This is a genomic window from Streptomyces glaucescens, assembly GCF_000761215.1.
Taxonomy (GTDB): domain Bacteria; phylum Actinomycetota; class Actinomycetes; order Streptomycetales; family Streptomycetaceae; genus Streptomyces; species Streptomyces glaucescens_B.
Genome location: NZ_CP009438.1, coordinates 5,825,277 through 5,852,075, shown reverse-complemented (window position 1 = coordinate 5,852,075; position 26,799 = coordinate 5,825,277). Strand labels below are relative to the sequence as shown.

The window sequence follows — 26,799 nt, the reverse complement described above, 5'->3', positions numbered from 1 at the left end:
CGGTCACGGGGCTGCCCCGGAGGCAGCCGGGAGGCTGTGGCACAGCAGCAGGCAGACGTCGTCGTCGCGTTCGGAGTCGTGCAGCAGGGGCTTGAGCAGGGCGTCGGCGGAGGCGTCCAGGTCCTCCAGGTCCGCGCTGTTCAGCGCGGACATGACCTGGCCCAGTCGCTCGATGCCGGGGTCGATGCCGTGGGCACGCCGCTCGACCAGGCCGTCGGTGTACAGGGCGACGGTCGAACCGGGCGGGAGGGGGACGGTGTGGTCCTCGTAGCTGAAGGGCATCGGGACGCCCAGCATGATGCCGGGTTTGGCGTCGAGGACCCGCACCGTCGCGTCGGGGGCGCGCACGACCGCGGGGGGATGTCCCGCCGCGGCCCACACCAGGGTGGGGTCGCCGGGGCGGAAGCGGGCGACGAGGGCGGTCGCGTACAGGGAGGGCTGCAGGTGGCAGAGCATGCGGTGCAGCCGGGTGAGGATGCGGGCGGGGCTGTCGTCCTCGACGGCGTAGGCGCGCAGCGCGGTGCGCAGCTGGCCCATCATGACGGCCGCGTTGAGACCGTGCCCGGTCACGTCCCCTATCACCGCGAGGACGCTGCCGTCGGGCTGGACGAAGGCGTCGTACCAGTCGCCGCCGATGTTGAGGCCGTGGGTGGCGGGCAGGTAGCGGGCGGCCAGCCGCAGGCCGTCGGTGGCGGGCAGGTCGGTGAGCTGGGCCCGCTGGAGGGCCTCGGCGACGTCGCGGTGCTGCTCATAGCGGCGGGCGTGGTCCAGGGCCACGGCCCACCGCCCGGCCAGTTGCATCAGCATGACGGCGGTGTCGGGGTCGAAGCGGCGGCCGGGCGCGGTCAGCGTCAGCACGCCCAGCGGCCGGGGCGCGGTGAGCGGGATGCACAGCAGCGGGCGGTCCGGGGAGAGCACGGAGGGCGGCAGGTCGTCGACGCCGGGGAGCCCGCCGGGGTGGGGGGCGGCGTGCTGCGGCCGTCCGCTGCGGGCGGCGGCCACGGCGGCGGCCGGACGGTCGCCTCCGCCGAGCGCGTCCTCGTCGTCGAAGAGCCAGATGTCGGCCCGTTCGGCGTAGTCGGGGACGAGCAGTTCGGGCAGGCGGCGCCGGATGTCCTCGAGGTCGAGGGAGGCGGTCACGGCGGCGCTGGCGTCGGCGAGGAAGGTCAGCAGGCGGCGTGCCTTCTCGGCGTCGGCGCGTGCGGCGCGCTCGGCGTCGAGCAGCTCGTGCTGGGCCTCCGCGGCGTTCTCGAGTTCGGCGTGCAGGGCGAGCACGCCCTGGTTGGTGTGGTGCAGTTCCTCGCGGTGCAGCCGGACGAGTTCCTCCTGTTCGGCGAGGCGGGCCACGAGGGTGGCGGTGTGCTCGTCCTCGGCCAGCAGGGCGTCGGCGAGGTCCTGCGCGGTCAGGTCCGCCGGGCCGGTGGAGGGCGGCGGCACGGGGGTGCGGCAGGGCAGCGTGTACCGGTGGGCGGGCCGGCCGTGCGGACGTACGTCGACGCGCATCAGGCCGTCGGTGCCGACGCCGGCGTCCGGCAGGTCGAGGACGACGTCCGCGCCGTCGCTGTCCAGGGACTGCCGCAGCCGCGCGGTGAGGTCGGCGAGGAAGCGGGCGCGTTCGACGGCGGGCACGCCGGCGTCCGCGGTGAGCCGCGCCAGGAGGGCGCGGGCGCGGGCCGCGTCGGGGGTGGAGCGGATGGTCCAGGTGTCACGGGGGGTCATGGGCCTCGGTCCGGCACTCGGGGGCCAGTACGGCCACGCTGGTGTCGTCGCGTGCGGGGCTGGCGGCGCTGCTGGCGTCCCGCAGGACGGCCGCGGCGATCAGCGCGGGGTCACGGGTGAGCAGGTACGGGTCGTCGGGCGGCGTCCAGCGGCTGGGCAGGCCGTCGCTGTGCAGCACGAGCACGCTGTCCGCGGTCCACGGCGCCCGCCGCACGGGCACGGTGGCGGGGAAGGCGGCGCCGACGATGCCCGGGTGCGAGACGAGGGCCTGCCAGCCGTCGGCCGTGCGCAGTCGCGCCCCGGCGTTGCCCACTCCGGCGAAGCGCAGTTCGCGGGCGTCGGTGTCCAGTTGGGCTACGGCGACGGCGGCGCCCCGGGTCGGCCGCAGCGCCGTGTCCAGCCGGCGGAGGATGTCGGCGGGCGGGAGCGCGGCCGTGCGGTGCAGCTCCTCGACGGCGGCGGCGGACGCCTCGGCGGCCTTGGTGCCGTGGCCGAGGCCGTCGGCCAGCATCAGGGTCAGCAACGGGCCGGAGCGCGCCCAGGTCCAGGCGTCACCGGAGTGTTCGGCGGGGGCCAGGGGGATGTTGATGCCGCCGATGCGGGGGGCCGCCGGCCACGGGGCGGGTTCCGGGTCGACGCGGGCCAGGGCGACGGTGCCCCGGCCGCGCACGCTGTGCAGGTCGAAGGCGTTGGATATGCGCAGGCAGGTGCCGAGGCCCGCGCCGAGCGAGGAGGGGGTGGTGGAGAACCCGTCCCGCCGGGCCGCGGCCACGTCGGCGATGCCGGGCCCGTGGTCGAGGGCGACGAGCTGTACCGCCGCGGTGCGGGCCGTGCCGTTCGCGGCGGCACGCTCCACGATGTTGATGACGACGCGGCCGCCGCCGGCGTGCTTGAGCAGGTTGGTGGCCAGCTCGGTGGCGACGAGGGCGGCGATCGCGGTGCGGTGCGGGCCGAGGCGGGCTTCCCGGCACGCGGCCTCGGCCGCCACCCGGACGTCCCGCACCCGGGTGGAGTCGTGCACCGGCACGTCCCACGCCCTGTTCATCGCGCCCCCGGACGACGGGTGCCCGCCCCCGAGCGGGGGGCGGGCACGCCGGTCACCCACGCGACCGCGGTGACGGTGGTGCCCCGGCCCGGCCCGGTGTCGATGGCGAACTCGTGCACCAGCCGCTCGGCTCCGCTCAGGCCCAGGCCGAGGCCGCCGCCGGTGGTGTAGCCGTCGGTCATGGCCAGCGCCACGTCGCGGATGCCGGGGCCCTGGTCGACGAACGACAGCCGCAGCCCGGTGCGGTGCCCCTCCTCCAGCGGTGTGATCTCGGCCTGTCCGCCGCCCCCGTGGACGAGGGTGTTGCGGGCCAGCTCACTGGCGGCGGTGACCAGTTTGGTCTGCTGCACCAGTCCGAATCCCAGCTCGGTCGCCACCTGCCGTACGTGCTGGCGGACCCGGGCGAGATCGGCGTCCGAGCCGATCGGCAGGGTGATCGGGGCCGGGCGGCGGGGCAGGGCCTCCATCATGGGCTCCCCTCCGGACGGTGCGCGGCCGCACGGTCCGCGGCCATCGGGCGTGCCACGGTCTCCGGGTCGTCCGCGACCGGGTCGGCAAGCAGGCGCACCGCCCGGTCGACGTCGAGCGCGGTGGTCAGCCCGGCGAGGGTGAGCCCCAGCTCGACCAGGGTGATCGCCACGGCCGGCCGCATCCCGGCCAGCACCGTGCGGGCGGCCAGGAGCGAGGCGGTCCTGGCGATCTCGGCGAGCACCCGGCCCAGGTAGGAGTCGACGATGTCGACCCCGGAGATGTCGATGACGACACCGGTGGCGCCGCTGCGGGCGATGCGCTCGGTGATGTCCTGCTGGAGTCGCTCGGCCGTCCCGTCGTGCAGTTCACCCGTCAGGGTGACCAGCAGGATGTCTCCCAGTGCCAGTACCGGAACGGGGCTCGGCGGGCCCGGCGAGGGGGCGGTCATGACCGGCTCGCTCCGGCGGCCGGACGGCCCGGGATCACGATGCCCTGCCGGCCGAGCGCGTACGCCAGCGCGTCGGCCAGGCCGGCGCGGGTGACGACCGAGCCCAGGTCGATGCCGAGGTGCACGATGGTCTGCGCGATCGCGGGGCGGATGCCGGAGACGATGCACTCGGCGCCCATCAGACGGGCGGCGGCCACCGTCTTCATCAGGTGCTGGGCGACGAGCGAGTCGACCGTGGGCACACCGGTGATGTCGAGGATGGCGTACTCGGCGCGCTGGTCGACGATGGCCTCCAGCAGGCTCTCCATGACCACCTGGCTGCGCGCGCTGTCGAGGGTGCCGATCAGCGGTACGGCGACGATGCCGTCCCACAGCTGGATGACCGGTGTGGCGACCTCCATGAGCTGCAGCCGCTGACGCTCGATCAGTTCCTCGCCGGCGTCGAGTGCCGTCTCCATCACGACCAGGCGGAGGGTGCCCATGAGGACGGCCAGCGTCAGCACCGCCTCGTGCGCCTGCGGCGCGGACGGGTCGGCGAACTCGGCGCGCAGCAGCTCGGTCACGGGCACCCGCAGGGCGGCGACCTCGTCGGAGATCTGGGCGGGGCTGGAGCCGTTGCGGGCCCGGGAGGCGGCCGTCCGCCCGAGCTGGTCGCGGACGGTGCCGAAGCCGGGTGCGGAGATGTCCTCCAGCCGGCCCTCGGCCGCCACCTCCGCCAGGGCGTCCACCACGGCCTTGCAGGCTTCCACCGCCTCGTCGCGTGAGACGGTGAACACCGTGCGGAACAGCGGGGCGTCGGCCCAGCGCTGGGCGATCTGCTCACGGCGCCGTCGGAGGAAATCGGTTACTCGTTGTGCCGCCGCCTCGTGGGCCGCGTCGTGCTCCGACACCCGGATCGTCTCCCTCAGTACAGGCTCTGCGGCCGTCCGGCGGCTGACCCCACCCGATCATTGCCGTATGACAAACATTAGCGGCGGGGGTGAGGCGCGAACAACCGGCGGCCGATGTCATGGACGGACCTTTGCGCTCGTCGCGGAGGAGCCGCTTCCGCGGTCGCCTCGTACGAGCGCGGTCCTGGTCAGCGGCCGTGCCAGTCCAGGCAGACCACCAGCGCGTCGTCGTCCGGGACCGCCCGGCCGCGGTGGCCGGTGAGCTCCCGCAGGACGGCGCGCGGCACCTCGGCCGCGGGCAGCAGCCGGGTGGACTGGATCGCCCGGGTCAGGGCGGCGGCACCGTAGGTCTCCCCCCGTGGGGAGGCCGCGGCGTACACCCCGTCGCTGACGAAGAGCAGCCGGTCGCCGGGCTCGACCCGGAACTCCTGGACCACGTAGTCGGTCTCCTCGAACATGCCGAGCGGCAGCTGCGCGTCGAAGGTGATCCGCTCGACGGTGCCGTCGCGCAGCCGGAGCAGCTGCGGGGAGCCCGCGTCCACCACCGAGGCCCGGCCGGTGGCGATCTCGAAGTCGAACATCAGCATGGACAGGTAGCGGCGCCCGCGGTAGTGGGCGTACACCGCCTGGTCGGCGAGGGCCGCCTGGTCCGCGAGGGGGATGCCGGCCCGGCGGGCGTTGCGCAGCGCGTTGATGGCCAGGTTGGTCAGCAGGGACGCCTCTATGCCCTCGCCCATGCCGTTGGTGACGTACAGCATGAGGTGGTCGGCGGTCGCGGACCAGTCGAAGTTGTCGCCGAAGATGGCGTAGGCGGGTTCGAGCTGGGCGCCGAGCTCGTACTCGGGGCGGACGCAGGACCGGCCGGGCAGCAGCTGCCACTGCATCTCCGCGGCCAGGGTGAGCCGGTCCTTGCGGCGGGCCTGGAGGTAGATGTCGGTGTCCCGCTCGGCGACGACCACCTCGTGGCCGAGCACCTCGGCGACATCGGCCAGCTCGGCCAGGTACGTGTGCGCCGCCGCGTCGTCGGCCAGTGTCACCGAGAGCACGCCGAGCCGGTCGCCGCGCACGGTGACGGGCAGGTGCACGCGCGCCCTGCCGTCCGGCGGGCACTCCACGAACGGCTCCTGGGCGCCGAAGGCGCGGCCCTCGGGGCTGTTGTGCACCGGGACCGGTTCCGTGGTGTGCGGCAGGACGGACACCGGCTGGAGCACCGTCAGGCCGTAGTCGGCCATGAACAGCTCGACGGACTCCGCCGCGTACTGTTCGGCCAGTACGCGGCGGACAGCGTCGAGCAACTCGTGGGGTGCCGCCGTACGCAGGGCGCGCTCGGCGGTCACGTATCTGTTCACGATGGGAAAAACACCAATCCTCACGCCGGACGTGTGTGGGCCTCACTCGGGGGAGCGGGCCGTTCGACGTAGCCGTGCCGGTCGTCCGGGGCACCCGGGGCGGGCCTCGCCGCCCCTCGGATGTCCCGTCGATCACGCCGGGCTCCCGGACTGACCGACGAGCCGGCCCCTAGTACGCTGGCGGCCGTCCCGGTGTCTGCGAGAGTGTGACAGTGACTGCCTTCCGCCCCCGCCCACAGCCCGACGAGGTCGCTCGCGTGACCTCCACGGCCGCGGAGCTGCTGGAAGTGCTCTGGGGCCGGGCCTCGACCGCGCCCGCCTCGGCGTCCCAGCTGCGCGTGCTGCTCATCCTCGAACACCACGACGGCATCAATCTGCGCACCCTCGCCGACTCGCTCGCCTCCACGCCGCCGTCGACCAGCCGCCTCTGCGACCGGCTCCAGGCCGCCGGATTCGTCGAGCGGGTGGCGAGCCCCGCCGACCGGCGGGAACTGCGGCTGCACCTCAGCGGCCGGGGCCGCGCCTTCCTCGCCGACCTGCGCGCACGCAGGGAGGAGGAACTGCAGGCGGTACTGGCCCTGATGCCGGCCGCCAAGCGGACCGCGCTGCTGGAGGGGCTGGAGGCGTTCTGCGACGCGGCGGCGCTCCGGATACACGACACCGGCGCGCCGGAGTCCGGCAGCCGGACCGCCTGAGCGGCGGCGGACCGCGGACTCCCGTCCGCCCGGGCCGACCGGGCGGGGCGCGGTGCGGCCTGGTCCCAGCGGAACATTCCAGATCCTTCCCCGCACACGTCCGACACGGCTCACTTTGTTGCCTCACGGCTACAGTTGTCAAACGGCAACTGTTCCCCCGAGGGAACTTCTTGGGACCCGTGTACCCCGAGCCGCGGCCACCTGTGCACGTGTGGTGAAGGTCTCCGGGCTCATGGGGCGAAATGCGGTTTTCGTCCGGTGGCGCATCCGGAGGTTCGGGGGGATTTCCTGCGATTCGGGGGGTTTGCGATGCGGCGCGGGCTGCCGGGGTGCGGCCGCGCCGTCCACCGTGAGGGCGGCCATCACCCCGGGGCGGGCATGCCACAACGGCCCGGGACGAGGTCCGCGGGCCGTCGGGGCGGCAGCCCTTTCTCCGGCCGCCGTGGCGGATGCGGAGCCGGTCGTCGAGGAACCGCTCCGGGAGGCGGGGCGGCGCACCCCGCCGTGCGCGAGTCGCGCCGGTTCACGCGGGGTGCGTACGGGCGGTCCGCCCGGTCCGCCCCCTCCCCACCGGGGGCCCGCGCCTCCGGCCCACCGGGACCGAGGTGGGCCGGCCGCGGGCAGCGTGCCGTGGTCCCCGGGGCAGGGTGCGCGGGCCGGCGAGGACGTGGCGGCGCCTTCGCCCCCGGCGCCGCCGGTCCGCCCGCCGCCCCGCGAGCCGGTGGTGGCCCGGCCGCCGGCCCGCCGCTCCGGCCCGCGCGCACCGGGACCACCGATGGGCGGGAACGCGGGAACGCGCGAAGGGGACGAGGCGGATTCCGGTGAGAACCCGCGGGACGGTGCCCAGCCGGAGGATGCCGAGGAGACCGGTCGCCGTGCCGGCCGTCACCCGGAGCGGAGCGCGCCCGCCATGAGCACCGCCGGCACCGGCTCCCGGCACCGTGGGTGTTCGGTGGGGCGGCCGGTGGCGGTGCGGGTCAGGGCGCGACCAGCGTGACGTCCCGCTCCGGGGCCTCGGCGTGGAACCGGGGCACCAGCGGCAGCAGGCCGCTGCCCGGGGCCAGCTCCACCAGGGCCGCCTCCACCCGGACCGTCTCCCCCACCGGGGTGTCGGTCACCGTCCGGCCCGTGTTCGCCCAGTGGCGCAACGTGCCGTCGCACACCGCGCGGGTGCTGCCGATGCCGTAGCGCACCGTCATCCCGGGGCTCGAGTGGATCAGGGAGGCGCTGACGAATACCGGGCCGCTGCCGCCGGTGCAGCGGTAGGTGCCGGAGAGGGTGACGGTGCCGTCGGCGGCGAGCCGGGCGACCTGGTCGACGGAGACGGTCGCGTTCGGTTCCGCGGCGTTCGCGGGCGCGGCGGCGACCAGGGCCAGGGTGACGGCGGCGGCGCCGAGGAGCGGGCGGACGGGCATGGGGGAAACCTCCTGTCGTGGGGCCTCCACTGGTACCCGGCGGTCGGGGCGTCCGGTGTGATCGTCACTCTTTCGGTGGCGCGTCCCGCGCGGCCGGCGCGGCCGTTCGGCACACCGGTGTCCGGTGCCGCGCCGGTCACGGCAGCACGGCGACTCCGTCCAGCTCCACGAGTGCCTGCTCGTCCCACAGCCGTACGACCTCGACGACCGCCATCGCCGGGTAGTCGCGGCCCGCCGCGCGCCGCCAGATCCTGCCGAGTTCGGCCGCGTGGGCGCGGTAGCCCGCGACGTCGGTGGCGTAGACGGTGACGCGGGCGAGGTCGGCCGGTGTGCCGCCGGCCGCGCGCAGCGCCGTCAGCAGGTTGTCCAGGGCCCGCGCGAACTGCTCGGGCAGGGTCGCACCGGTGATCGTGCCGTCGGCGCCGAGGGCGGTCTGGCCGGCCAGGAAGACCAGCCGGGAGCCGGTGGCGACGACGGCGTGCGAGAAGCCGGCCGGCGGGGACAGGGCCGGTGGGTTGACCCGCTCGGCGGTCACGGCGCCTCCCCGGCCGTGCGCGGTGCCCCGGCCCTGTACAGCTCCCTGGCGATGATGCCGCGCTGGATCTCGCTCGCCCCTTCGTAGATGCGGGGTGCGCGCACTTCGCGGTAGAGGTGTTCGAGCGGGTGGCCGCGGCGCAGCGCCCGGGCGCCGTGCAGCTGGACCGCCCGGTCGACGACGTACTGCGCGGTCTCGGTGGCGAGCAGTTTCGCCATCGCCGCGCGCAGGGGCACGTCCGGTGCGCCCTCGTCGTACGCCGTCGCCGCCGCGTACACCATCAGCCGGGCCGCCTCGGTCCGCAGCGCCATCTCCGCCACCTGGTGGGCGACCGTCTGCTGCGCGCTGAGCGGGCCGCCGAACGCCTCGCGGCGGGCCGTGTGGGCGATAGTCGCGTCGAGCGCGGCCTGTGCCATCCCGACCGCGAAGGCGCCGACGCTCGGCCGGAACAGGTCGAGGGTGCCCATGGCGACTCCGAATCCCCGGCCGGGCTCCCCCAGCAGGTCGTCGGCGGTGACCGGTACGGCGTCGAACTCCAGGGCGCCGATGGGGTGCGGGGAGAGCATGTCCAGCGCGGTCCCGGCCAGCCCGGGCCGGTCGGCGGGCACCAGGAACGCGGTGACGCCGCGGGCGCCTGCGCCGGGGGCCGTCCGGGCGAAGACGGTGTAGAAGTCGGCCTCGGGGGCGTTGGAGATCCAGCACTTGCTCCCGCTGAGCCGCCAGCGGGCGGTGCCGTCGGGGGTGGCGGACAGGGCCAGGGCCGCGGCGTCCGAGCCCGCACCCGGCTCCGTGAGGGCGAAGGCCGCGATCGCGCCGCCCGTGCGGACGGCCGGGAGCCAGCGGGCGCGCTGGGCTGGGGTGCCGTGGGCGTGCACGGGGTGCGCGCCCAGGCCCTGGAGGGCGAGCGCGGTCTCGGCCTCGGTGCAGGCGTGGGCCAGGGACTCGCGCATCAGGCAGAGGTCGAGGGCCCCGGAGGTGAAGAGCCGGTCGAGCAGGCCGAGGTGGCCCAGTTCGGCGACGAGCGGGCGGTTGACGTGGCCCGGTTCGCCCTTCTCGGCGAGCGGGCGCAGCCGCTCGGCGGCCAGGGCGCGCAGTTCGGCGCGCCAGGCGGCCCGTTCCGGGTCGAGTGAGAATGCGGGCACGGGCGGTCCCCTTCCCGAAGGCTGACGTTCCCGGAGGCGGACGCCTCACCCGAACGGTATCGCGCCCCGTTGACTGCCGTCACCAAGGCGATACGCTCCTTGTGCGACCGCGACCGCGACCGCGACCGCGACCGCTACCGCTACCGCGAGCTCGACCTCGACGCGGCACGACGCGCCGCGCCCGCACCACGACGCGTCCGCGCCACCGCACCCGCACCGCACCCGCCCGCACCTCGCAGTGGCCCCCCGCGACACCGACAGCGACAGGGGCCCACCGCGGCCGGAACCCGACCGCCACCCGGTCCCGGCCGCCACCCACCCGACGCCCACCAGGCAAGGGGGCGAACCGCCATGGACGGCCCGTACGGCCCGCACCGCTCGGCCCACGTCGACACCTTCGCGCGCGACCACCTCCCGCCGCCCGGCCAGTGGCCCGAGCTCCGCTTCGACCTGCCCGAGCTGCGCCACCCCGAACGGCTCAACTGCGCCGCCGCGCTGCTGCACGGACCCCCGGACGACCGCCCCGTCTTCCACACGCCCGGCGGCCCCGCCTGGACCTACGGCGACCTGCGCACCCGCGTCGACCGGCTGGCCCACCTGCTCACCGGCGAGCTGGGCATCGTCCCCGGCAACCGGGTGCTGCTGCGCGGCCCGACCACGCCCTGGCTCGCCGCCTGCTGGCTGGCGGTGCTGAAGGCGGGCGGGATCGCGGTCACCGTACTGGCGCAGCAGCGCCCGCACGAGCTGGCGACCATGTGCGAGATCGCCCGGGTGCGGCACGCCCTGTGCGACGTCCGCGCGGTCGACGACCTCGTCAAGGCGGGGATCCCGGGCCTGCGGATCACGGCCTACGGCGGTGACGCCCCGGACGACCTGCTGAACCGCCCGACGCCCGCGACGCCGTACCCGGCCGTGGACACCGCCGCCGACGACGTGGCGCTGATCGCCTTCACCTCGGGCACCACGGGCCGCCCGAAGGGATGCGTGCACTTCCACCGGGACGTGCTGGCCGTCGCCGACACCTTCGCCCGGCACGTCCTGAAGCCGCGGGCGGACGACGTGTTCGCGGGCAGCCCGCCGCTCGGTTTCACCTTCGGCCTCGGCGGCCTGGTCGTCTTCCCGCTGCGGGCGGGCGCGAGCGCCCTGCTGCTCGAACAGGCGGGTCCGCGGCACCTGCTGCCCGCGATCGCCGGGCACCGGGTGTCGGTGCTGTTCACCGCTCCGACCGCCTACCGCGCGATGCTGTCCGACCTCGACGGGCACGACCTGTCCTCGCTGCGCCGCTGTGTCTCCGCGGGCGAGAACCTTCCGGCCGCGACGTGGCACGCCTGGCACGAGCGCACCGGGCTGCGCATCATCAACGGCATCGGCGCCACCGAGCTGCTGCACATCTTCATCTCGGCCGCCGACGAGCGGATCCGGCCGGGGACGACCGGGCTGCCGGTGCCGGGGTGGCAGGCGCGCGTGCAGGACGAGGAGGGGCGGCCGGTGCCCGACGGGGAGCCGGGCCTGCTGGCGGTGCGCGGTCCGGTCGGCTGCCGCTATCTCGCCGACCCCCGGCAGAGCGAGTACGTCCGCGACGGCTGGAACATCACCGGCGACACGTATGTGCGCGAGCCCGACGGGTACTTCCGGTACGTGGCACGCGCCGACGACATGATCATCTCCGCCGGGTACAACATCGCCGGCCCGGAGGTCGAGGAGGCGCTGCTGCGCCACCCCGACGTGGTGGAGGCGGCGGTGGTCGGCCGGCCCGACGAGGCGCGCGGGGCGGACGTGGTGGCGTACGTCGTCGTCGCGGACGGCGCCGCCCGGGACGCCGGGGCGCTGCGCGCCTTCGTCATGGGGGAGTTGGCGCCGTACAAGTGCCCGCGCGACATCGTCTTCCTGGACGCGCTGCCGCGCACCGCGACCGGAAAGCTTCAGAGGTTCCGCCTACGCGGCAAAGCTGACCAGCAGTGACCGCACGAGCCGACACGACTTAAAATGATCAATGTGTCCGACCAGCACGCTCCCCGCTCCCTCATCGTCACGCTCTACGGGGCGTACGGCCGCCACCTGCCCGGCCCGGTGCCCGTCGCCGAGCTGATCCGGCTGCTGGCCGCGGTCGGCGTGGACGCGCCCTCGGTGCGGTCGTCGGTGTCCCGGCTGAAACGGCGGGGCCTGCTCGTGCCGGCCCGCACCGAGCAGGGCGCGGCGGGCTACGCGCTGTCCCCGGACGCCCGCCAGCTCCTCGACGACGGCGACCGCCGGGTCTACGCCACCGCGCCGCCCGGGGACGAGGGCTGGGTGCTGGCCGTGTTCTCCGTCCCGGAGACCGAACGGCAGAAGCGGCACCTGCTGCGCTCCCGGCTGTCCGGGCTCGGCTTCGGCACGGCGGCGCCCGGGGTGTGGATCGCGCCGGCCCGGCTGTACGAGGAGACCCGGCACACCCTCCAGCGGCTGGGCCTCGAAGGGTACGTCGACTTCTTCCGCGGCGAGCACCTGGGTTTCGCGCCCACGGTGGAGGCGGTGGCCCGCTGGTGGGATCTGGCCGCGATCGCCAAGCAGCACGAGGCGTTCCTCGACCGGCACGCGCGCGTGCTGCACGACTGGGAGCGGCGGCAGGACACCCCGCCCGAGGAGGCCTACCGCGACTACCTCCTCGCCCTCGACTCCTGGCGCCACCTCCCCTACGCCGACCCGGGGCTTCCCGCGCGGCTGCTGCCGCCGGACTGGCCGGGGGTGCGCTCGGCGGCCGTGTTCCGGGGGCTGCACGCGCGGCTGCGGGACGCGGGGGCACAGTTCGCGGGCGTGCCCGTCAACGCCCCAGAGTGAGGCGGGGCTTGGGCGCGTCGGCCCGCCCCGTGCGCGGCCGTCTGCTGCCCGCCCGGTAGGGCGCGGGCCAGACGGCGCCCGGGCCGTCGTAGCCCTGCTCGGCGGCGGCGTGCAGCGTCCAGTGCGGGTCGTACAGATGCGGGCGTCCGAGCGCGCACAGGTCGGCGCGCCCGGCGAGGATCAGGGAGTTGACGTCGTCCCAGGAGGAGATCGCGCCGACGGCGATCACCGGGACGCGGGCCTCGTGCCGGATGCGGTCGGCGAACGGCGTCTGGTAGGAACGGCCGAACTCCGGCCGCTCCCCGGCCACCACCTGCCCGGTCGAGACGTCGATCGCGTCGGCCCCGTGCGCGGCGAAGGCGCGGGCGATCTCCACGGCCCCGTCCGCGGTGGTGCCGCCCTCGGCCCAGTCGGTGGCGGAGATCCGGACGGTCATCGGCCGCTCCTCGGGCCATGCGGCGCGTACGGCGTCGAAGACCTCCAGCGGGAAGCGGAGCCGCTTCTGCGGTGAGCCGCCGTAGGCGTCGGTGCGCCGGTTGGTGAGCGGGGAGAGGAAGCCGGAGAGCAGATAGCCGTGCGCGCAGTGCAGTTCGAGCAGGTCGAACCCGGCGCGCGCGGCCCGCGCGGCGGCGGCGGCGAACTGTTCCCGCAGGTCGGTGAGCTGGGCGCGCGAGAGCTCCCGCGGGGTCTGGCTGCCCGGCCGGTACGGCAGCGGGGAGGCCGCGACCAGCGGCCAGTTGCCCTCGGGCAGCGGCTCGTCCATGCCCTCCCACATCACCCTGGTGGAGCCCTTGCGCCCGGAGTGACCGAGCTGGACGCCGATCGCGGTGCCGGGGGCGCGCCGGTGCACGAACTCGGTGATGCGCCGCCACGCCTCGGTCTGCCGGCCGGTGTAGAGGCCGGTGCAGCCGGGTGTGATGCGGCCCTGTTCGCTGACGCACACCATCTCGGTCATCACCAGCCCGGCGCCGCCGAGCGCCCGGGCGCCCAGGTGGACCAGGTGGAAGTCACCGGGGACGCCGTCGGACGCCGAGTACATGTCCATCGGCGAGACGACGACCCGGTTGCGCAGGGTCAGCCCGCGCAGCCGGAACGGGGTGAACATGGGGGGCGTACCGGGTGGGCAGCCGAACTCGCGCTCCACCGCCCCGGTGAAGCGGGCGTCGCGCAGCCGCAGGTTGTCGTGGGTGACGCGGCGGCTGCGGGTGAGCAGGTTGAAGGCGAACTGGCGGGGCGGCTGGTTCAGGTGGAGCGGCACGCTCTCGAACCACTCCAGGCTGGCCCGGGCGGCGCGCTGGGTGGAGGCGACGACGGGTTTGCGCTCCTCCTCGTAGGCCGCCAGGGCGCGTTCCAGCGTGGGCTGTTCGTCCAGGCAGGCGGCGAGCGCGACGGCGTCCTCGACGGCGAGCTTGGTGCCGGAGCCGATGGAGAAGTGCGCGGTGTGCGCGGCGTCGCCGAGGAGGACCAGGTTCCCGGTGGACCAGCGTTCGTTGACGACGGTGCGGAACGTCGTCCACGCCGGCTTGTGGGACCTGAGCGGCCGGCCGCGCAGCGCCTCGGCGAAGATCTTGGCGCACCGCTCGATGGACTCCTGCTCGCCGAGCAGGTCGAGGCCGGCGGCCCGCCAGACCTCCTCGCGCATCTCCACGATCACGGTGGAGGCGTCGGCCGCGTAGGGGTAGCCGTGGAGCTGCATGACGCCGTGCTCGGTCTCGGCGATCTCGAAGCGGAATCCCTCGAAGGCGAAGTCGGCGGCGAGCCAGATGTAACGGCAGCGGTGGGCGGTCACCCGGGGGCGGAAGGCATGGGCGTACGCCTCGCGGGTGGTGCTGTGCACTCCGTCGGCCGCGACGACCAGGTCGTGGGTCGCCATGAGCCGGGACGGGTGCGGCGCCTCCGACTCGAAGCGCAGTTCCACGCCGAGGTCGCGGCAGCGCTCGTGCAGGATCGCCAGGAGACGGTGCCGGCCGAGGGCGGCGAAGCCGTGGCCGCCGGAGGTGTGGCGGGTGCCTCGGTGGGTGATGTGGATGTCGTCCCAGCGGACGAAGTCCCGCTGGAGGGCCCGGAAGACGGCCGGGTCGGCGTGCTCGATGCCGCCGAGGGTCTCGTCGGAGAGGACGACGCCGAAACCGAAGGTGTCGGTGGGGGCGTTGCGCTCCCACACGGTGACGGTGCGCCGGGGGTCGAGACGCTTGAGCAGGGCGGCGGCGTAGAGGCCGCCGGGGCCGCCGCCGACGATCGCGACGCGCAGGGGGTGGTGCGGGTTCCCGCGCGCCCCTGCGCCTGTCGTGGTCACCGTCCGCTCCACCGGGGCGGACGCTTGCCGGTGAACGCCGCGTGGAACTCCCGGTAGTCGTCGCCGGTCATGAGGAGGGCCTGGGTGGAGGCGTCCAGTTCGACCGCGGCCGCGAGCGGCATGTCCAGTTCCGCGGTCAGCAGGGCCTTGGTCTGGGCGTACGCCAGGGCCGGGCCCTCCGCGAGGCGGCGGGCCAGGTTCCGCGCGGCCTCGTCGGCCCGTCCCTCCTCCGTCAGCTCGCTGATCAGGCCGATGCGTGCGGCCTCGGGTGCGCGGACCGGGTCGCCGAGCATCAGCAGGCGGGTCGCGTGGCCGAGGCCGACGACCCGCGGCAGCAGGTAGGCCGCGCCCATGTCGCCGCCGGACAGGCCGACGCGGGTGAAGAGGAAGGCGAAGCGGGCGGTGGGGTCGGCCACCCGGAAGTCGGCGGCCAGGGCGAGCACCGCGCCCGCGCCCGCCGCGACGCCGTGCACCGCGGCGATCACCGGGAAGGGGCACTCCCGGACGGCCCGCACCACCTGGCCGGTCATCCGGTTGAAGTCGAGGAGCCGGGCGGTGTCCAGGGCGAGGGTGGCACCGATGATCTCGTCGACGTCACCGCCGGAGCAGAAGCCGCGTCCCTCGCCCGCGAGCACCAGGGCGCGCACGGCCCGTTCCCGGGACAGTTCGGCGAGCAGGTCGCGCAGGTCGGCGTAGGCGCCGAAGGTGAGCGCGTTGAGCTTGTCGGGGCGGGTGAGGGTGACGGTGGCGACGCCGTCGGCGAGGTCGACGCGCAGGTGCCGCCAGCGGGTGGTGCGGGTGGCGGAGCCGGTGAAGGGACTCATGGCGGGGCGGCCTCCTCGGGGAGACGGTGCCCTACGAAGTTATCACTTGTACGTGACTGTCGTCATGACTGCGCGATACGCGGGGTATCCGTAACGGTGTGACCGATCGTCGTCGGGTCCTCGACAGCCGGGCAGCGGCGGGAGCCGCCGTGCCCGGCGGGGCGCTGCCGTGGGCAGGCCGCCCGGTGCCGGGAGCGGGGATCCCGGCCGGTGCCCGTCGCGGGACTCCGCCGGGCGGCGCCGTACCATTCGTCATGTTGAATGCGGGATCACCTGTGCCGAGCGCGGGGACCCCGGGCCACGAACGGACTCGCCTTGCACGAACGCCCCTCACCCCCCGCCTCCTGGCGCGTCGCGCTGCCGCACTCCGCCGCGGCCGTGCCCGTGGCCCGCGCGCTGGTCCGCACCGCCCTGGCCGAGCTGGAGCACGGCAGCGACACCGACACGGCCGAGCTGCTCACCGCGGAGCTGGTGGCGAACGCCGTGGAGCACACCTCGGGCGACGCCCCGATAGAGCTGGTGGTGGAGCTGCTGCCGACCGGCTGCACGGTCGAGGTGCACGATCCGGACCCGGCTCCGCCGGGCGATCTCACCCATCCGTCGGACGTCGAGCCCGACCCGTGGCAGGAGGGCGGGCGCGGACTGCTGCTGATCCGCGCCCTCAGCTCGGCCTGCGGTCACCGCCCCACCGAGTCCGGCAAGGCGGTGTGGTTCAGACTGGCTGCGGTACCGCGTCAGTGGCGTCCGCGTCCGGCGTGACCCGCGCCAGCCGCGACCGGCGGCGCCCGTAGCCGAGGTACACCAGCAGTCCGGCGGCCAGGAACGCGGCGAACTGGAGCCAGGTCGTCCAGCCGGTCTCGTACATCAGGTACAGGCAGCAGCCGACACCGAGCAGCGGCAGCACCGGGTACAGCGGCACCCGGAAGGTGCGGGGCAGCTCCGGCTCCCGGCGGCGCAGCGCGATCACCGCGACGTTGACGGCGGCCATCACCGCCAGGGTGCCGATGGTGCACAGGTTGACCACGGCGTCCAGCGAGGAGAAGGCCGCCGGGACGGCGAAGACCACCGCGATGATCAGGGTGCCCGCGACCGGCGTGGCGGTGCGCGGCGAGACCTTCTCGAAGACGCCCGGGATCAGCCCGTCCCGGGACATGGACATCAGGATGCGGCTCTGGCCGTACATCACGGCGAGCACCACCGAGGCGATCGCGACGACCGCGCCGAAGGCGACGATCCCGCCGCCGACTCCGGAGCCGGTGACCTCGTCGACGACGTACGACAGGGCGGCGGGCTGCCCGCCGACCGCGTCGCCGCCGATGGCGCCGATGGCCGCGAGCGCCACCGCGCAGTAGAGCACCGTGACCACGCCGATGCAGACCAGGATGGCGACGGGGATGTCCCGGCGGGGGTTCCTCGCCTCCTCGCCGGCCGTGGTGATCGCGTCGAAGCCGATGTACGAGAAGAAGGCGGCCGTGGTGCCGGCACCGATCCCGGCGATCCCGGCGGGCGCGAACGGCATCAGGTTGCCGTCCCGGAAGGCGCTGAGGCCGATCGCGCAGAAGGCGACCAGGATGGCCAGCTTGAGGACCGCCATGGCGGCGGTGGCGCGGGCGCTCTCGCGGACGCCGCGCACCAGGAGGGCGGCGGCCATGGCGATGACGAGCACGGCCGGGAGGTTGACGGCACCACCGTCACCGGGGCTCGCGGAGAGCGCGGCGGGGAGCTGGACGCCGAGCAGGCTGTCGAGGAGTTCGTTGACGTACTGGCTCCAGCCGACCGCGACCGCGGAGACGGAGACGCCGTACTCCAGGAGCAGGCACCAGCCGACCAGGAAGGCGGTGGTCTCGCCGAGCCCGGCGTAGGCGAAGGAGTACGAGGAGCCGGAGACCGGGATCGCGCCGCCCAGCTCGGCGAAGGCGAAGGCGGTGAACACGCAGGTGATCGCCGCGAGCACGAAGGAGACGACGACGGCCGGGCCGGCCTGGGCGACCGAGTCGGAGAGGCCGACGAAGATGCCGGTGCCGACGATCGCGCCGACGCCGAAGCAGATCAGCTGGAAGAGGCCCATCGAGCGACGGAGGCCGTGGCCCTCGCGGTCGGCGCCGGATTCGGCCACCAGGAGGGCGGGGGACTTGATGCGGGGCATGCGGGTGGTGCTCGTTTCTGGGGACGGACATGCGCCCTGGTGGGGGCGCGCGGCGGCCTCGGAAGGGGTGGCTCCGGGCCGCCGGACAGCATAAGGCCTGGCCGGTCACGCCAGGGTCGCGACCAGCACGGCCTTGATGGTGTGCAGCCGGTTCTCGGCCTCGTCGAAGACGACCGAGTGGACCGACTCGAAGACCTCGTCGGTGACCTCGAGGGAGTCCAGGCCGTGGCGGGCGTGGATGTCCCGGCCGACCTCGGTGCCCAGGTCGTGGAAGGCGGGCAGGCAGTGCAGGAACTTCACGTCCGGGTTGCCGGTGGCGCGCAGCACGTCCATCGTCACCGCGTACGGGCCGAGGGCGGTGATCCGCTCGTCCCAGACCTCCTTGGGCTCGCCCATGGAGACCCAGACGTCGGTGGCGACGAAGTCGGCGCCGCGCACGCCCTCCTCGACCGACTCGGTGAGGGTGATCCGGGCGCCGCTGGTCGCGGCGAGGGCGTGGGCCCGGTCGACGATCTCCTGGGCGGGCCAGTAGGACCTCGGGGCGACGATGCGGACGTCCAGGCCGAGCAGGGCGCCGGTGACCAGGTAGGAGTTGCCCATGTTGAAGCGGGCGTCGCCGAGGTAGGCGAAGGCGATCTCCTTGACCGGCTTGGCGGTGTGCTCGGTCATGGTGAGCACGTCGGCGAGCATCTGGGTGGGGTGCCAGTCGTCGGTGAGTCCGTTGTAGACGGGCACGCCCGCGTGCGCCGCCAGTTCCTCGACACCGGCCTGGCTGTCGCCCCGGTACTCGATGGCGTCGAACATCCGGCCGAGCACGCGGGCGGTGTCCTTCACGGACTCCTTGTGGCCGATCTGCGAGCCGGACGGGTCCAGGTACGTCGTCGAGGCGCCCTGGTCGGCGGCGGCGACCTCGAAGGCGCAGCGGGTGCGGGTGGAGGTCTTCTCGAAGATCAGCGCGATGTTCCGGCCCCGCAGGTACCGCGTCTCGGTCCCGGCCTTCTTCGCGGCCTTCAGCTCGGCGGCCAGCTCGACCAGCCCGAGGAACTCCTGCTCGGTGAAGTCGAGCTCCTTGAGGAAGTGGCGGCCGGCGAGGGCGGTCGGGACTGTCGCCATGGGGCGCTCCAGGGGACGGGGACGGAAACGACCCTGGAAGTCTATACGACGTCCAGCATTAATATACGGAGCCCCGCTGTCGCCGAGGCCCGGCCCCGCACCCGTGGTCAGGGGTTATACCGCCTCCCGCTGCACCGGGCAGCTCATGCAGCGCGGCCCGCCCCTGCCCCGGCCCAGCTCGCTGCCCGGGATCTCGATCACCTCGATGCCCTGCTTGCGCAGGTGCGTGTTGGTGGTGGAGTTCCGCTCGTAGGCGACGACCACGCCCGGCTCCACCGCCAGCACGTTGCAGCCGTCGTCCCACTGCTCCCGCTCCGCCGCGTGCACGTCCTGGGTGGCGGTCAGCACCCGGATCTCGCTCAGGCCGAGCGCGGCGGCGATCGCGCGGTGCATGTGCTCCGGCGGATGGTCGGTGACCTTCAGCTCGCGCTCCGCGGTGCCCGGCTCGATGGTGTACGAGCGGAGCATGCCCAGACCCGCGTACTGGGTGAAGGTGTCGCCGTCGACCATCGTCATCACGGTGTCGAGATGCATCAGCGCCCGCCGCTTCGGCAGGTCGAGCGCCACGATCGTCTGCGCGGACCCGGCCGCGAACAGCTTGTGCGCGAGCATCTCGACGGCCTGCGGGGTGGTGCGCTCGCTCATGCCGATCAGGACGGCGCCGTTGCCGATGACGAGGACGTCACCGCCCTCGATGGTGGAGGGGTAGTCGGCCTGGCCCTCCGACCAGAGGTGGAAGTCCTCGCCGCGGAAGAGCGGATGGTGCCGGTAGATCGCCTCGAAGTGCACCGTCTCCCGCTGGCGGGCGGGCCAGCGCATGGCGTTGATGGACACGCCGTCGTAGATCCAGGCCGAGGTGTCCCGGGTGAAGAGGTGGTTCGGCAGCGGGCGCAGCAGGAAGTCGTCCAGATCCATCACGTGGAACCGCACCGAGACGGGCTCCGCGTGGGCGTCCAGGAACTCCCGCTTCGTCATGCCGCCGACCAGCGCCTCCGCGAGTTCCCTGGCGGGCAGCGTGTCGAAGACCGCGCGCAGATGATCCGTGGCGAGCGGGCCGTACTCCTTCTCGTCGAAGACCCGGTCCAGGACCAGCGTCCGGGCCGCCGGGATCTCCAGGGCCTCGGCGAGCAGATCGCCGAACAGGTGGACGGTGACGCCCCGGTCGCGCAGCACGTCGGCGAACCCGTCGTGCTCGGCCCGTGCCCGGCGCACCCAGAGCACGTCGTCGAAGAGAAGGGCGTCCTTGTTGCTGGGGGTGAGCCTTTTGAGCTCGAGATCCGGCCGGTGCAGGATGACGTGGCGCAGCCGCCCGGCCTCGGAGTCGACGTGGAATCCCATGCCTTCATCCTGACCCTTCGCGCGCCTGTTACCCCCCGCATCGGCCGTTTCCCCGCCGATCCGTCCGGCTCCGCCCGCGGACCCGGGCCCGGCCGGGAGAGCGCCGCCCGCGGCGGCGGGTCAGAGCCGCGGGTCCACCGGCTCGGACTCCAGGGCGAGCACCGCGAAGACCGCCTCGTGGACCCGCCACAGCGGCTCGCCCTCGGCCAGCCGGTCCAGGGCCTCGAGACCGAGGGCGTACTCGCGCACGGCCAGTGACCGCTTGTGGTTCAGGAACCGCTGCCGCAGCCGGGCCAGGTTGTCCGGGCGGGTGTACTCGGGACCGTAGATGATCCGCAGGTACTCCCGGCCCCGGCACTTGATGCCGGGCTGCACCAGCCGCCCCTCGCTGTCGCGGACCAGCGCGCCGACCGGTTTGACGACCATGCCCTCACCGCCGCGCCCGGTCATCTCCAGCCACCAGTCGACGCCGGCCCGCACGGACTCGGGGTCCGCGGTGTCGACGTACAGCCGTCGCGTGGTCTGCAGCAGTCCGCTGCCGTCGTGCTCGACGAGCCGGTCCAGCAGGGCGAGCTGTTCGTCGTGCGGCAGCCCGGCGAGGCTGCGGCCGCGCACCGCGAGGATCTGGAACGGCGCCAGCCGGACGCCGTCCAGGCCCTCGGTGGTCCAGCAGTAGCGGCGGTAGGCCGCGGTGAAGGCCGCCGCGTCGGCGGCCCGCTCGCGCTGCCGGTCCAGCAGCCCGCCGAGCTCCACGCCCCGCGCCGCGGCGCCCTCCAGGGCGGCCAGCACGCCCGGGAACACGGCGCCGGAGGCGGCGCCGACCGCGGCGTACTGACTGCGCAGCAGCCCGGACGCCTTCAGCGACCACGGCATCAGCTCGGCGTCCAGCAGCAGCCAGTCGGTGTCCAGCTCCGTCCACAGCCCGGCGGCGCCGATCGCCTCGCGCAGCCGGCCGAGGACCGCCTCGGTGACCGTGCCGTCGTCGAAGAAGGGCCGCCCGGTGCGGGTGTAGAGGGACCCGGTGGGCCCGTCCACGCCGAACCGCCGGCGTGCCGCGTCCGCGTCCCGGCACACCAGGGCCACGGCCCGCGACCCCATGTGCTTCTCCTCGCACACGACCCGCGCGACCCCGTCCCCGGCGTACTGGGCGAACGCCTCCGCCGGGTGTTCCAGGTAGCCGTCGACGGTGCTCGTGGCGGTCGGGGCCATGGTCGGCGGGAGGTACGGCAGCAGCCGGGGGTCGACCGCGAAGCGGCTCATGACCTCCAGGGCGGCGGCCCCGTTCTCCTCCCGCACCGATATCCGGCCCGCGTGCCGGGTCTCCACGATCCGCCGGCCCCGCACGTCGGCCAGGTCCAGCGGCCGGCCGTCGTGCCCGCCGGGTGCCTCGCTGCGCAGCGGCTTCGCCGGCTCGTACCAGACCCGCTCCGCCGGTACGTCGACGAGCTGCCGCTCCGGCCAGCGCAGCGCGGTGAGCTTGCCGCCGAACACGGCGCCGGTGTCCAGGCAGATCGTGTTGTTCAGCCAGGTGGCCTCGGGCACCGGGGTGTGGCCGTAGACGACGGCCGCCCGGCCCCGGTAGTCCTCCGCCCACGGGTAGCGCACCGGCAGGCCGAACTCGTCGGTCTCGCCGGTCGTGTCACCGTAGAGGGCGTGGCTGCGGACCCGGCCGGAGGTGCGGCCGTGGTACTTCTCCGGCAGGCCGGCGTGGCAGACGACCAGCTTGCCGCCGTCCAGGACGTAGTGGCTGACGAGTCCGTCGATGAACTCGCGCACCTCCTGCCGGAACTCCTCGCTCTCGCCGTCCATCTGCTCGACGGTCTCGGCGAGCCCGTGGGTGTGCCGGACCTTGCGGCCCTTCAGGAGGCGGCCGTACTTGTTCTCGTGGTTGCCCGGCACGCACAGCGCGTTGCCCGACTTCACCATGGACATCACGCGGCGCAGCACCCCGGGGCTGTCCGGGCCGCGGTCGACCAGGTCGCCGACGAACACGGCGGTACGGCCCTGCGGGTGCACGCCGTCGACGTAGCCGAGCCTGCCGAGCAGCGCCTCCAGTTCCGCCGAGCAGCCGTGGACGTCGCCGATGATGTCGAAGGGGCCGGTGAGGTGCGTGAGGTCGTTGAGCCGCTTCTCGGTGACGACGGTGGCGCGCTCGGCCTCCTCCACGCCACGCAGGACGTGCACCTTGCGGAACCCCTCGCGCTCCAGGTGCCGCAGCGAGCGTCTGAGTTCGCGGATGTGGCGCTGGATGACGCGGCGCGGCATTCCGGCGCGGTCGCTGCGGGTCGCGTTGCGTGCGGCGCACACCTCCTCGGGCATGTCGAGCACGATGGCGATCGGCAGGACGTCGTGCTGTCTGGCCAGGTCGAGGAGCTGCCGCCGGGCCTCTTTCTGCACGCTGGTGGCGTCCACCACCGTGCGGCGGCCGGCGGCCAGCCGCTTGCCCGCGACGTAGTGCAGGACGTCGAACGCGTCCTGCGTCGCGCTCTGGTCGTTCTCGTCGTCGGAGACCAGGCCGCGGCAGAAGTCGGAGGAGATCACCTCGGTGGGCCTGAAGTGCCGGCGGGCGAAGGTCGACTTGCCGGAGCCGGAGGCCCCGATGAGCACGACGAGGGAGAGGTCGGTGACGGGAAGGGTTCGTCCCTCCGGGGTCTCGGTCATGCTGCCTTCGCCTCCTTCTCGTTCGCGTCGTTCCTGGTGAAGACGGCCATCTGGGTGGGCGGCCCCACCTCGGGGTCGTCCGATCCGACGGGCACGAACCGCACGCCGTACCCGTGTCGTTCGGCCACCGCGCCGGCCCAGGCCCGGAACTCCTCCCGGGTCCACTCGAAGCGGTGGTCGCGGTGCCGGACGTGGCCGGCCGGGAGGCTCTCCCAGCGCACGTTGTACTCGGCGTTGGGGGTGGTCACCAGGACCGTGCGGGGGCGGGCCGCGCCGAACACCGCGTACTCCAGGGCGGGCAGCCGGGGCAGGTCCACGTGCTCGACGACCTCGCTGAGCACGGCCGCGTCATAGCCCTTGAGCCGGCTGTCGGTGTAGGCGAGCGAGCCCTGCAGGAGCCGCACCCGGGAGGCCTGCCGCTCCCCCATGCGGTCCAGCTTCAGCCGCCGGGAGGCGATGGTGAGGGCGCGTACCGACACGTCGACGCCGACGATCTCGGTGAACCGCGGGTCCTGGAGCAGGGTCTGCACCAGGTGCCCCTCGCCGCAGCCCAGGTCCAGGACACGGGCGGCGCCGGCCTCGGTGAGCGCCGCGACGATGGCGTCGCGGCGCTGCACGGCGAGCGGGGCCGGCCTCTCCTCGGCCTCGGCCTCCGCGGCGACGGCGTTGTCGATCGCCTCGACCTCGCTGTCGTCCGTCTCGGCCAGCCGCACCAGCTCGAGCCGGGCCATCGCCTCCCGGGTCAGCGACCAGCGGCGGGAGAGGTAGCGGCTGGTGATCAGCTTCTGCTCCGGGTGGTCGGGCAGCCAGCCCTCGCCGACCCGCAGCAGCTTGTCGACCTCGTCGGCGGACACCCAGTAGTGCTTGGCGTCGTCCAGGACCGGGAGCAGCACGTACAGGTGCCGCAGCGCCTCGGCGAGCGTGCGGGACTCCGACTCCAGGACCAGCCGCACATACCGGGAGTCGCCCCACTCCGGGAACGCCGTGTCCAGGGCGACGGGTTCGGCGGTGACCGTCCAGCCCAGCGGCTCGAAGAGGCGGCGGACGAGCCCGGCGCCGCCGCGGGCGGGCAGCGCGGGCACCTCCACGCGCAGCGGCCGGGCCCGCGCGGGCAGCTCCGGCCGGGCGCCGCACACTCCGCGCATCGCGCTGGAGAAGACGGCGCCGATCGCCACCGCGAGCAGTGAGGAGGCGGCGTAGGGGCGGTCGTTGACGTACTGCGCGAGCGCCGCGTCGGGGGCGCCGCCGCGGCCCTTGCCCTTGCCGCGCCGGACCAGTGCCACCGCGTCCACCTCCAGCAGCAGCGCCGCCGTGCACCGCTGCTCGTCCGCCTCGGGGTAGAGGACGTGCGCGGTGCCGTAGGAGGTGGAGAACGCCTGCGCCTTCCCGGGATGCTTGTGCAGCAGGTAGCCGAGGTCGGTGGCCGGGCGTTCGGGGGTGCCGGTGGTACTGATCGTCAGGAACATGCGGAGGGCCTCTCCGGCGGAAGGATCGGACGGGAACGGCCTACGCGAAAGCCCCCAGGAGTGGTGATCCTGGGGGCTTCGGCAGGATGACCGTCGTACCATCGCACACCGGTCCGGACCTGCGCCCACGGTTATTCGCGGGGGGGTGCTACGAGAGCTGGGACTGCACCTGGGCGGCGATCAGTTCCAGGTGGTCGAGGTCGCCGAGGTCGAGGAGCTGGAGGTAGATCCGGCTCGACCCGGCCTCCGCGTAGCGGCCGATCTTGTCGACGACCTCGGCCGGGGAGCCGGCCAGCCCGTTGAGCTTCAGCTCGTCGACCTCGCGGCCGATGGCGGCGGCGCGGCGGGCCACCTCGGCGTCGTCCCTGCCGACGCAGACCACCAGGGCGTTGGAGTAGACGAGGTCGTCGCCCTTGCGGCCGATCTCCTCCGCGGCGGCACGCACCCGGCCGAACTGGCGCACGCTGTCCTCGACGGAGGCGAAGGGCATGTTGAACTCGTCGGCGTACCGGGCCGCGAGCCGCGGGGTACGGGTGGCGCCGTGGCCGCCGATCAGCACGGGCACCTTCGGCTGCGCGGGCTTGGGCAGCGCGGGCGAGTCCGTGAGGTCGTAGTGCCGGCCGTGGAAGTCGAAGGTCTTGCCGGGCTCCGTGGCCCACAGGCCGGTGACGATCGCCAGCTGCTCCTCCAGGCGCCCGAACTTCTCCTTCGGGAACGGGATGCCGTAGGCCCTGTGCTCCTCCTCGAACCAGCCGGCGCCCAGCCCCAGCTCCACCCGGCCCCCGGACATCTGGTCCACCTGCGCGACCTGGATCGCGAGCACACCGGGCAGGCGGAAGGTGGCGGCGGTCATCAGCGTGCCCAGCCGGATCCGCTTCGTCTCGCGGGCGAGACCGGCGAGGGTGATCCACGCGTCCGTGGGCCCGGGGAGCCCGTCGACGGAACCCATCTTCAGATAGTGGTCGGAGCGGAAGAACGCGTCGAACCCCAGATCCTCGGTGGCCTTGGCCACGGTGAGCAGGGTCTCGTAGGTGGCGCCCTGCTGGGGTTCGGTGAAGATTCGAAGGTCCATGGGTCCATCCTGCCTGGTGGCAGCCCGGTCCGGAGGCCGCGGGTCCGGCGGGGCGTGGCGCGATGGCCCGGCGGAGCCGCGCGGCCACACCGGGCGAGCACGCCCCGGGCGCCGTCCGGAACGGCGGGTGGGCGGTCGTGCGGGGTGGCCGTCTGCGCGGCGACCCGGGTGGGGTGACCGACGGGCGGTGGGCGACCGTGCGGGGTGACCGGCGGGGTGGTCGCCGGGCCGCGGTGCGGGGCGACCGGCGAGGTGGTCGCCGGGCCGCGGTGCGGGGCGCCAGGTGGCCGCGGTGCGGGGTGTCCAGCCAGCGTCGTGCTCGGTGTTCCGCGGGCGGTCGTGCGGGGTGGCCGGTGGCTGCCGCGCCGGGTGACCGGTGGCCGCCGCGCGGGGTGCTCCGCAGGCTTCGCACGGAGTGGCCGGTCGCTGCCGCGCCGGGTGACCAGGTGGCCGCCCTGCGGGGTGCCCCGCCAGCGTCGTGCTTGGTGTTCCGCGGGCGCGTCGCGCGCAGTGGCCGATGGCCGCCGCGCGGGGTGCTCCGCAGGCGTCGCACGGAGTGGCCGGTCGCTGCCGCGCCGGGTGACCAGGTGGCCGCCGTGCGGGGTGCTCCGCCAGCGTCGTGCGGGGTGGCCGGTGGGCGTGCGGGTGCGCTTGCCCTCTCCCGGCGGGTGAGGATGGTGCGCCCCGGGGCGGGGCGTGCCGGGGCCGGGTGACCCGGCACGATGGCGATCGCCGGCTCGGGTGGAGCCGGACCGCCGGGCGACCGGTGGCGCCCTGTTCTCGGGTCGCGGGAGGCGGGGGTGGTCAGCCTGCCTCCCGCTCGGGTATCGCCTGCTCCCGGTCCGCCAGTCTGCGCAGCAGTTCGCGGACCCGGTCCCGGGACTCGTCCGCCGCGTCGATGGCCTCCATGCACTGCCAGTACGTCGCCTCGTCGGGCGCGGCGCAGGCGATGCCGACCATCGCGATGCCGACCTCGCCGAGCAGTCCGCCCAGGTAGGTCAATGCCTGGCGGGCGTCGCCCAGTTCGGTGAGCTGGGCCGCGCGCAGCTCGTCCGGGCCGAGATCCGGGGGGTCCAGCACCCCGCAGCCGCGGCCCGCCAGCTCCGTCAGCCCCAGCGCCTCGCCGCGCAGTTCGGGCGGGCCGAAGACGGCGAGGCGGCTGCCGATCGCCTGTGCCAGCGCCTGCGCCTGCCACACCTCCGTCATGATCTGCGGCACTTCGCCGCTCGCCGCAAGGGCCCGCCTGCTCGTCACGATGAGCCGCACCGCGTCCATGCGTCGCCCCCGTCCCGTCCTGACGCGCTCTCGGCGCGTCCGCCCGACCTCCACTGTGTCACTACCCAGAGTGAGGGCCGTT

22 protein-coding genes are annotated in these 26,799 nt (G+C 74.4%); 4 read left to right on the top strand and 18 right to left on the bottom strand.

Annotated features, from left to right (window positions below):
- Positions 1-3: 3 nt before the first annotated feature.
- From SGLAU_RS25340 to SGLAU_RS25315, 6 genes are all read right to left on the bottom strand, one after another.
- A complete protein-coding gene (locus SGLAU_RS25340; protein WP_043504778.1) occupies positions 4-1,719 on the bottom strand; it encodes a PP2C family protein-serine/threonine phosphatase in 1,716 nt (571 codons plus the stop codon).
- Complete coding sequence (locus tag SGLAU_RS25335) at positions 1,706-2,764, bottom strand: SpoIIE family protein phosphatase (RefSeq protein ID WP_043507007.1); 1,059 nt, start codon at positions 2,762-2,764, stop codon at positions 1,706-1,708. The genes SGLAU_RS25340 and SGLAU_RS25335 overlap by 14 nt, the downstream gene beginning before the upstream one ends.
- Positions 2,761-3,234 (bottom strand): ATP-binding protein, encoded by a 474-nt coding sequence (locus SGLAU_RS25330; RefSeq protein ID WP_208868942.1) that lies wholly within the window; start codon positions 3,232-3,234, stop codon positions 2,761-2,763. Before SGLAU_RS25330 ends, SGLAU_RS25335 begins: the two co-directional genes overlap by 4 nt.
- The gene (locus SGLAU_RS25325; RefSeq protein WP_078957889.1) at positions 3,231-3,683 is read right to left on the bottom strand and encodes an STAS domain-containing protein; all 453 of its coding nucleotides are present in this window, start codon (positions 3,681-3,683) and stop codon (positions 3,231-3,233) included. Before SGLAU_RS25325 ends, SGLAU_RS25330 begins: the two co-directional genes overlap by 4 nt.
- Positions 3,680-4,579, bottom strand: coding sequence for an STAS domain-containing protein (locus SGLAU_RS25320; protein WP_043504775.1), 900 nt, complete (start codon positions 4,577-4,579; stop codon positions 3,680-3,682). Before SGLAU_RS25320 ends, SGLAU_RS25325 begins: the two co-directional genes overlap by 4 nt.
- Positions 4,580-4,761: 182 nt before the next feature.
- Positions 4,762-5,922: a PP2C family protein-serine/threonine phosphatase gene (locus SGLAU_RS25315; RefSeq protein WP_043504773.1), complete on the bottom strand. Its 1,161-nt coding sequence runs from the start codon at positions 5,920-5,922 to the stop codon at positions 4,762-4,764.
- 257 nt (positions 5,923-6,179) lie between these two features.
- On the opposite strand from SGLAU_RS25315, the gene SGLAU_RS25310 reads away from it, so the two are divergent.
- Positions 6,180-6,617, top strand: coding sequence for a MarR family transcriptional regulator (locus SGLAU_RS25310; protein WP_043504772.1), 438 nt, complete (start codon positions 6,180-6,182; stop codon positions 6,615-6,617).
- A gap of 977 nt (positions 6,618-7,594) precedes the next feature.
- On the opposite strand, the gene SGLAU_RS25305 is transcribed toward SGLAU_RS25310, so the two are convergent.
- The 3 genes from SGLAU_RS25305 to SGLAU_RS25295 form a co-directional block, all read right to left on the bottom strand.
- Positions 7,595-8,032: a DUF6299 family protein gene (locus SGLAU_RS25305; RefSeq protein ID WP_043504771.1), complete on the bottom strand. Its 438-nt coding sequence runs from the start codon at positions 8,030-8,032 to the stop codon at positions 7,595-7,597.
- Between the two features lie 136 nt (positions 8,033-8,168).
- Positions 8,169-8,567: a RidA family protein gene (locus tag SGLAU_RS25300; protein WP_043504770.1), complete on the bottom strand. Its 399-nt coding sequence runs from the start codon at positions 8,565-8,567 to the stop codon at positions 8,169-8,171.
- Entirely contained in the window at positions 8,564-9,709 is a 1,146-nt protein-coding gene (locus SGLAU_RS25295; RefSeq protein WP_043504769.1) for an acyl-CoA dehydrogenase family protein, read from the bottom strand. Before SGLAU_RS25295 ends, SGLAU_RS25300 begins: the two co-directional genes overlap by 4 nt.
- Before the next feature lie 351 nt (positions 9,710-10,060).
- Here SGLAU_RS25295 and SGLAU_RS25290 point away from each other — a divergent pair, with 351 nt between their 5' ends.
- Positions 10,061-11,671, top strand: coding sequence for an AMP-binding protein (locus SGLAU_RS25290; RefSeq protein WP_043504766.1), 1,611 nt, complete (start codon positions 10,061-10,063; stop codon positions 11,669-11,671).
- 24 nt (positions 11,672-11,695) lie between these two features.
- Positions 11,696-12,526, top strand: coding sequence for a PaaX family transcriptional regulator C-terminal domain-containing protein (locus SGLAU_RS25285; protein WP_043504765.1), 831 nt, complete (start codon positions 11,696-11,698; stop codon positions 12,524-12,526).
- On the opposite strand, the gene SGLAU_RS25280 is transcribed toward SGLAU_RS25285, so the two are convergent.
- Both SGLAU_RS25280 and SGLAU_RS25275 read right to left on the bottom strand, forming a co-directional pair.
- On the bottom strand, positions 12,510-14,822 hold the full coding sequence (locus tag SGLAU_RS25280) for a bifunctional salicylyl-CoA 5-hydroxylase/oxidoreductase (RefSeq protein ID WP_244315256.1): 2,313 nt from the start codon (positions 14,820-14,822) through the stop codon (positions 12,510-12,512). The two genes, SGLAU_RS25285 and SGLAU_RS25280, sit on opposite strands and share 17 nt — an antisense overlap.
- Entirely contained in the window at positions 14,819-15,646 is an 828-nt protein-coding gene (locus SGLAU_RS25275; protein WP_043504764.1) for an enoyl-CoA hydratase family protein, read from the bottom strand. Before SGLAU_RS25275 ends, SGLAU_RS25280 begins: the two co-directional genes overlap by 4 nt.
- 261 nt (positions 15,647-15,907) lie before the next feature.
- On the opposite strand from SGLAU_RS25275, the gene SGLAU_RS25270 reads away from it, so the two are divergent.
- Positions 15,908-16,405: an ATP-binding protein gene (locus SGLAU_RS25270; protein ID WP_052413883.1), complete on the top strand. Its 498-nt coding sequence runs from the start codon at positions 15,908-15,910 to the stop codon at positions 16,403-16,405.
- On the opposite strand, the gene SGLAU_RS25265 is transcribed toward SGLAU_RS25270, so the two are convergent.
- From SGLAU_RS25265 to SGLAU_RS25235, 7 genes are all read right to left on the bottom strand, one after another.
- Positions 16,359-17,792: an amino acid permease gene (locus SGLAU_RS25265; RefSeq protein WP_043504762.1), complete on the bottom strand. Its 1,434-nt coding sequence runs from the start codon at positions 17,790-17,792 to the stop codon at positions 16,359-16,361. The genes SGLAU_RS25270 and SGLAU_RS25265 overlap by 47 nt on opposite strands.
- A 105-nt stretch (positions 17,793-17,897) precedes the next feature.
- Complete coding sequence (gene argF / locus SGLAU_RS25260) at positions 17,898-18,905, bottom strand: ornithine carbamoyltransferase (protein ID WP_043504761.1); 1,008 nt, start codon at positions 18,903-18,905, stop codon at positions 17,898-17,900.
- A gap of 114 nt (positions 18,906-19,019) precedes the next feature.
- Positions 19,020-20,243, bottom strand: a complete 1,224-nt coding sequence (locus SGLAU_RS25255) for an arginine deiminase (protein WP_043504760.1) — start codon at positions 20,241-20,243, stop codon at positions 19,020-19,022.
- 120 nt (positions 20,244-20,363) lie between these two features.
- Entirely contained in the window at positions 20,364-22,904 is a 2,541-nt protein-coding gene (locus SGLAU_RS25250) for a polynucleotide kinase-phosphatase (protein WP_043504759.1), read from the bottom strand.
- A complete protein-coding gene (locus tag SGLAU_RS25245) occupies positions 22,901-24,370 on the bottom strand; it encodes a 3' terminal RNA ribose 2'-O-methyltransferase Hen1 (RefSeq protein ID WP_043504758.1) in 1,470 nt (489 codons plus the stop codon). The genes SGLAU_RS25250 and SGLAU_RS25245 overlap by 4 nt, the downstream gene beginning before the upstream one ends.
- 148 nt (positions 24,371-24,518) lie before the next feature.
- On the bottom strand, positions 24,519-25,442 hold the full coding sequence (locus SGLAU_RS25240) for an LLM class F420-dependent oxidoreductase (RefSeq protein ID WP_043504757.1): 924 nt from the start codon (positions 25,440-25,442) through the stop codon (positions 24,519-24,521).
- An 804-nt stretch (positions 25,443-26,246) separates the two neighbouring features.
- Positions 26,247-26,717: a DUF6099 family protein gene (locus SGLAU_RS25235; RefSeq protein WP_043504756.1), complete on the bottom strand. Its 471-nt coding sequence runs from the start codon at positions 26,715-26,717 to the stop codon at positions 26,247-26,249.
- Positions 26,718-26,799 lie beyond the last annotated feature (82 nt).

What these genes read in the sequence shown, in the direction of transcription:
- SGLAU_RS25340 (WP_043504778.1), bottom strand. Translation starts at nt 1,719, where the DNA reads ATGACCCCCCGTGACACCTGGACCATCCGCTCCACCCCCGACGCGGCC.
- SGLAU_RS25335 (WP_043507007.1), bottom strand. Translation starts at nt 2,764, where the DNA reads ATGAACAGGGCGTGGGACGTGCCGGTGCACGACTCCACCCGGGTGCGG.
- SGLAU_RS25330 (WP_208868942.1), bottom strand. Translation starts at nt 3,234, where the DNA reads ATGATGGAGGCCCTGCCCCGCCGCCCGGCCCCGATCACCCTGCCGATC.
- SGLAU_RS25325 (WP_078957889.1), bottom strand. Translation starts at nt 3,683, where the DNA reads ATGACCGCCCCCTCGCCGGGCCCGCCGAGCCCCGTTCCGGTACTGGCA.
- SGLAU_RS25305 (WP_043504771.1), bottom strand. Translation starts at nt 8,032, where the DNA reads ATGCCCGTCCGCCCGCTCCTCGGCGCCGCCGCCGTCACCCTGGCCCTG.
- SGLAU_RS25290 (WP_043504766.1), top strand. Translation starts at nt 10,061, where the DNA reads ATGGACGGCCCGTACGGCCCGCACCGCTCGGCCCACGTCGACACCTTC.
- SGLAU_RS25285 (WP_043504765.1), top strand. Translation starts at nt 11,696, where the DNA reads ATGATCAATGTGTCCGACCAGCACGCTCCCCGCTCCCTCATCGTCACG.
- SGLAU_RS25275 (WP_043504764.1), bottom strand. Translation starts at nt 15,646, where the DNA reads ATGAGTCCCTTCACCGGCTCCGCCACCCGCACCACCCGCTGGCGGCAC.
- SGLAU_RS25270 (WP_052413883.1), top strand. Translation starts at nt 15,908, where the DNA reads ATGCGGGATCACCTGTGCCGAGCGCGGGGACCCCGGGCCACGAACGGA.
- SGLAU_RS25265 (WP_043504762.1), bottom strand. Translation starts at nt 17,792, where the DNA reads ATGCCCCGCATCAAGTCCCCCGCCCTCCTGGTGGCCGAATCCGGCGCC.
- argF (WP_043504761.1), bottom strand. Translation starts at nt 18,905, where the DNA reads ATGGCGACAGTCCCGACCGCCCTCGCCGGCCGCCACTTCCTCAAGGAG.
- SGLAU_RS25255 (WP_043504760.1), bottom strand. Translation starts at nt 20,243, where the DNA reads ATGGGATTCCACGTCGACTCCGAGGCCGGGCGGCTGCGCCACGTCATC.
- SGLAU_RS25250 (WP_043504759.1), bottom strand. Translation starts at nt 22,904, where the DNA reads ATGACCGAGACCCCGGAGGGACGAACCCTTCCCGTCACCGACCTCTCC.
- SGLAU_RS25245 (WP_043504758.1), bottom strand. Translation starts at nt 24,370, where the DNA reads ATGTTCCTGACGATCAGTACCACCGGCACCCCCGAACGCCCGGCCACC.
- SGLAU_RS25240 (WP_043504757.1), bottom strand. Translation starts at nt 25,442, where the DNA reads ATGGACCTTCGAATCTTCACCGAACCCCAGCAGGGCGCCACCTACGAG.
- SGLAU_RS25235 (WP_043504756.1), bottom strand. Translation starts at nt 26,717, where the DNA reads ATGGACGCGGTGCGGCTCATCGTGACGAGCAGGCGGGCCCTTGCGGCG.